At 34.8% G+C, this 5597-nt stretch carries 6 protein-coding genes; all 6 read left to right on the forward strand.

What is annotated here, in order from left to right; translation table 11 throughout:
* The first annotated feature begins 592 nt into the window (after nucleotides 1-592).
* Nucleotides 593-919 carry a helix-turn-helix domain-containing protein gene (locus CHU92_RS02055; protein WP_207759789.1) on the forward strand — a complete coding sequence of 109 codons (327 nt, stop codon included), beginning with the start codon at nucleotides 593-595 and terminating at the stop codon, nucleotides 917-919.
* The gene (locus tag CHU92_RS02060) at nucleotides 916-2682 is read left to right on the forward strand and encodes an Eco57I restriction-modification methylase domain-containing protein (protein ID WP_207759790.1); all 1767 of its coding nucleotides are present in this window, start codon (nucleotides 916-918) and stop codon (nucleotides 2680-2682) included. Before CHU92_RS02055 ends, CHU92_RS02060 begins: the two co-directional genes overlap by 4 nt.
* Before the next feature lie 21 nt (nucleotides 2683-2703).
* On the forward strand, nucleotides 2704-3669 hold the full coding sequence (locus CHU92_RS02065) for a PDDEXK family nuclease (protein ID WP_094412106.1): 966 nt from the start codon (nucleotides 2704-2706) through the stop codon (nucleotides 3667-3669).
* Nucleotides 3656-3838, forward strand: coding sequence for a hypothetical protein (locus CHU92_RS02070; protein WP_094412108.1), 183 nt, complete (start codon nucleotides 3656-3658; stop codon nucleotides 3836-3838). The genes CHU92_RS02065 and CHU92_RS02070 overlap by 14 nt, the downstream gene beginning before the upstream one ends.
* The gene (locus tag CHU92_RS02075) at nucleotides 3831-5411 is read left to right on the forward strand and encodes an Eco57I restriction-modification methylase domain-containing protein (RefSeq protein WP_094412110.1); all 1581 of its coding nucleotides are present in this window, start codon (nucleotides 3831-3833) and stop codon (nucleotides 5409-5411) included. The genes CHU92_RS02070 and CHU92_RS02075 overlap by 8 nt, the downstream gene beginning before the upstream one ends.
* 3 nt (nucleotides 5412-5414) lie before the next feature.
* Nucleotides 5415-5597: hypothetical protein (locus CHU92_RS15970; protein ID WP_207759791.1), on the forward strand; the 183-nt coding region annotated here is incomplete at its 3' end.

The following is a 5597-nucleotide window of genomic DNA, read 5'->3' on the forward strand; positions in this document are numbered from 1 at the left end:
AACTAAAATCTACTTGGCCTGTTGCACTTATAACTTGAACATGGCAATAGTAAAATTCTAATAACGTACCTGCAAAATATAATAATGAAAGGTAAAAATATAAAAACAAATGTACAAAAAAGATAATCCGAATAATAAAAGGCTTCTTGCAACAAGCGTTTTGCAAGATTGCGGGGTAAGTGCTTGATTTAAAGTTTTGGTTTATCTTTGAAGTTCAGTAACAACCTGAAAGTGAAGGCAAATTTAGTCCGCAACCTCGCAAAGCCCGAAAACGTTGTAAGCAAGCCTAGAGAACGACCGTACTCCGAAAAAACAGACATCTGAAAATCGAACTTTGACATCTTGACAAAAACTTACGGACTGACTTTGGCGAGACACAATCCGACCCGAATGTTTTTAAAAATTTTTCCCACCTCACATTTTAAAAAATAATTTTAGCCAGCCGCACATTGGCACATTTGCAAAACCGCACAAGCCGACACACGACCCAAGTTTTGCAAAAGAGCCAATTTCCCAACGCTCGACAGGAATGTTGAAAATAATTTGAAATAAGTGACGACAAATCAAAAATCTTTTTTAATTTTGACACATTATGTCAATAGAGGTTATGTCAACAGAAACAATAGGCGAAAAGCTAAGACACATTCGAGAAGAAAAGGAACTTCCATTGCGGAAAGTTGCTGCTTTGCTAGATATTGATGTGGCGATTTTGAGCAAAATGGAACGTGGAGAACGGAGAATTACAAAAGAGGTAGTTCTGAAACTTGCCGACATATACGATTACAGCGCAGACGAACTTTTGGTTTCGTTCCTAAGTGACAAGATTTTATATGAAATTCAAGACGAAGATTTAGGAATAGAAGCCCTGAAAGTAGCAGAGGAAAGAGCTAAATATATAAAAGCGAATAGGAAGAAATGACAATAAAGCAACTCATAGAAAAATATACAGCCAACAGGGATTATTACTTGACAAGCAAGTATAATGAAACACTGCTTCGCAGTGATTTCTTAGACCCGTTTTTCGAGTTGCTTAGTTGGGACATTAAAAACAATGCAGGTAAACCAACCAACGAACGAGAAGTAATTTTAGAAGAAGCATTGAAAACAAGTGCTTCCGAACACTCCAAAAAACCTGATTACACTTTCCGACTTTTTTCTGAAAGAAAATTCTTTTTGGAAGCAAAAAAACCTTGCGTTTCTATTGAATCAAACAACGACACTGCAAAACAAGTAAGACGATATGGATTTACAGCGAAGTTGAAAATTTCAGTTCTTTCAAACTTTGAATATTTAATCATTTACGACACTTCTGTAAAAGTTGAGAAAGACGATAACCATACAAAGGCACTTGTAAAAAAATACCATTATTCCGAATACGAAAGTAAATTTGAAGAAATCAAACAGCTTTTAGGAAAGGAATCTGTTTATTCAGGTGCATTTGAAACGGAGTGGAAAGAAATAGAAAGCAAAATCAATCAATACTCGATTGACAATTTATTTCTAAATCAAATTAATGAATGGAGAAAAGCTCTTGGTTCTGAAATTTACAAACACAACCCGAAAATTGACGAGCAACAACTGAATGATATTGTTCAAAGTTATTTGAACAGGGTTTTGTTTCTGCGTGTTTGTGAGGACAGGAATTTAGAAGATTATCAAACACTTTTAAAGTTTGCCAATACAAACGATTTCAAAGCACTCATAAAGAAGTTTGAAGAAGCAGACAAACGCTATAATTCAGGACTTTTTGACCAGCTTCTAAAAGATAAGATTGTTGAAAATATCAGTTCGGTATTTTGGACGATTATCAAGCAATTGTATTACCCTGAAAGCCCCTATTCATTCAGTGTTTTTTCTTCTGATGTGCTAGGAAGCATTTATGAAATCTTCCTTTCAGAAAAATTGACCGTACAAAGCGGTGCTGTTGTTTTAGTAAAAAAACCTGAAAATGTTGACCGTGATATTATCACCACACCAACATTTATCATAAGCGATATTTTAAGAAATACCGTCTTGAAAAAATGCGAAGGAAAAACAGACAAGGAAATTCTTAAATTGAAATTTGCTGATATTTCTTGTGGTTCAGGTGCATTTTTATTAGAGTTGTTTCAGTTGCTAAATGATAGTTTGATTGACTATTATTTGAAAAACGATAAAACAAAACTCACTCAAACCAGCATTAACACCTACAAACTACCGTTTGAAATTAAACGACAACTTTTATTGAATTGCATTTACGGTGTTGATAAAGATTACAACGCAGTTGAAGCAGCTAAATTTGGTTTGCTTCTTAAATTATTAGAAGACGAGGACACTAATTCAACTAACAAAACAAAACCAGTATTACCTGACCTTTCTGAAAACATCTTTTTCGGAAATAGTTTATTGAATCCGAAGCAAGTAACGAACAAGAAAGACCAAGTAATTATCAATCCTTTTGATTTTTCAAAACTTCGTTTTGATGTCATAGTAGGCAATCCACCTTATATGAAGTCGGAGGATATGAAAAACTTTACTCCGCTTGAATTACCACTTTACAAAACCAATTATGATTCTGCTTACAAGCAATTTGACAAATATTTTTTGGGCGTTCCCCTGCGGGTCGGGCTTTCCGCTACAATCTATTTGCCCTTCGGGACAAATAGGATTTCCGCTTCAATCCCTAACGCAAAAGCAGCATAATCATTAACAAGAATCAGAAATATGTTAAAATTATATTCTACAGATAATAAGAAGTTTTTAAAGCAGGTAAACAAATCGGAAGCCGAGCTGAATAGATTTCTGTCAGAAAATTGGAAAGAGTTTTTTCCGCATTTCACGTTTATTAAAAATGAATTTTCCTTAGATGGAAATGTTCGAAGTAAAGGCGGTTCAGGTAGAATTGACATTTTGGCTTACAACCCCAAAAGTAAAAAGTTTGTGATCTTTGAACTGAAAAAGGATGCTGATAAAAACATAAGGCATCAAGCATCAGATTATAGAGATTTTATTGAGAATAATTTTGCTGAGATATATCTGCTTGCAACACAAACTTTTGATGTTGTTTTGCCAAAATTTAATGAAATTTCAAAAGATGACATTGAATTAATTCTAATAGCCAAATCTTTTTCTGCAACTGATGTTGACAAGGCTAAAAAGAGTAAAGGAGAAATTACACTCATCAAATACTTATGGTTTGAAAATCAACTTTTACTTATCGATTATCTGAATAACGACCCTGATGATTTGATTGAAAAAGAAAACGCTGTGAAACTTCAAAAGATTAAGAATATTATTGACAATCGACCAGAATTAGCAGATGTTGAAGCTTTTTTATATGGCAAAGAAGAAGCAAAAAGACTGTTCAAGATTTTTTATGAACATTTAAAAAACTTAGGTGAAATTTCTGTTGAAGCTCAAGCCAGTAAAATCAAAGTAGTTTTTGGCAACCAAACATTCTCGGTAATTGGATATGCAGGGAAAACAGGTAAAAAATGTTTTTTGGTAATCAATACCAACCTTGATGAAGTTATTTCTTTGGGGGAAATCGTTGATGATAGAGTTCGTCCAGATGGCAAAAAGAAAGGTAGCATTGGTTCAGAAAGATATGAAGTCTTCCTAACCACAGAAGAAGAGTTAATGAAGTTTTTATTAATAATCGAAAATAACTTTCACAATGGAAATAACTGAACTTGAAAAAATGTGGGAAGAATTTGGAGATATTCCAATCAATTCAGATGATGAAATCGAAGTTGAATTTTATTGGTGGGAAAAAGGAACCTACCGTTTTGATATTTGGCATTGGTTTGATGAAAAATTACCAAATGGCTTAGTGGCAGATTTTCATATTGATGCTTAAGGAAAGAAAATCATATCGCAATGAGCCAATTGCTGCATTCATTTTGAAATGGGGCATCAATGGAAGTTCTGATTATGAAATTTTAGAGCCGAGTTGTGGTGATGGTGTTTTCCTTGAACAATTGAAAGAGAACAATCATAAATTCAAATCGGTAACGGCTATTGAGTTTGACGAAGTAGAAGCAGAAAAAGCTGATAAAATCAAACTCAACAAAAAGAATGTAATCAATACAGATTTTCATTTGTATTGCAATGAAACCACACAGAAGTTTGATTTAGTGGTGGGCAATCCGCCTTACATTCGTTATCAATATTTTCAGGAAGAACAGCAAAATGAAGCCATCAAAGTTTTTAATCGTGCTAAACTAAAATATTCTAAACTGACCAATGCTTGGGTTTCTTTTGTGGTTGGTTCAAGCTTATTGCTCAAAGAAAAAGGTAAAATAGGTTTTGTGATTCCTGCTGAATTGTTGCAAGTATCGTATGCTCAACAACTCCGTGAGTTTTTGGCTCATTTCTACAACAAAATCAATATCATTTCTTTTGAAAAGTTGGTATTTCCCGACATTCAACAAGAAGTTGTTTTGTTGTTATGTGAGAAGAATGGAAGTGATTCACATTTGATTGAACACCTTGAATTAAGAGATGCTTCTGACCTTGAAAAATTGGATGTAAATATCTTAAAAAGCCCATCAAAAAAAATTGATTTCAAATCAAACAAATGGACTTATTACTTTTTGGAGCAAGAAGAAATTGATTTTTTAGAACAGATTGCCAACAAACGAAAAGTTCCGACAATTAGTAATTATGCTAGTGTAGAAGTAGGTATTACCACAGGGGCAAATGATTACTTCACCGTTCCTTTGCCAGTTGTAGAAGCTTACGACCTGAAAGCATACGCAAAACCAATGGTTGGCAGAAGTGTACAGGTCAATAGCGTAATTTTCACAGATAAGGATTGGAAACTTAACCGACAAACAAAAGCGAAAGCCCATTTATTGGTGTTCCCTGCAAAAGAAAAAATCAACGGACACAAAGGAGTAAACGCCTACATTCGTTTAGGCGAATCAATGGGCGTAAACAAAGGCTATAAAACAGGCATTCGTGATGATTGGTTTGTAATTCCTTCTATCAAACTTTCCGATGCATTATTTATCCGCAGAAACAATCTCTATCCACGTTTAATTCTGAACGAAGCAAACGCCTATACGACTGACACAATGCACCGTGTATTTATGAAAAAAGACACGGACAAAAATGCTTTCATTGCCAGTTTTTACAATTCATTGTCTTTGGCTTTCTCTGAAATTGTTGGTCGTAGTTATGGCGGTGGCGTTTTAGAACTAATGCCAAGCGAAGCAGAAAAAATATTGCTCCCCTACCAAACCGACAATGCAGATTTACTTGCCACCATTGACAAAATGATGCGAGATAAAAAAAGTATTGATGAAATTTTAAAAATCACCAACAAGCAAATCTTGAAAGACGGATATGGCTTAACAGACAAAGAAGTAAAACTTGCGGATAGTATTTGGAAGAAACTTTCGGCAAGGAGATTAAATAGAAATAAATAGACTATGACAGCCCACGCTAACAGCCACACACATTGCCAAGTCGGACCAACCGACCCACAAACCAAAACTTGGCAAAGAGTGTGTCTGTTCCTACCCGCAACAGACTGGCAAACAGGACGAAAGAAGAACACCGAACGCACAACAGCGGTTTGGCGTAATGGCGGGTGCAGTGCTTCGTATGACAGT

The organism is Flavobacterium cyanobacteriorum, assembly GCF_002251835.1.
GTDB classification, from domain to species: Bacteria; Bacteroidota; Bacteroidia; order Flavobacteriales; family Flavobacteriaceae; genus Flavobacterium; species Flavobacterium cyanobacteriorum.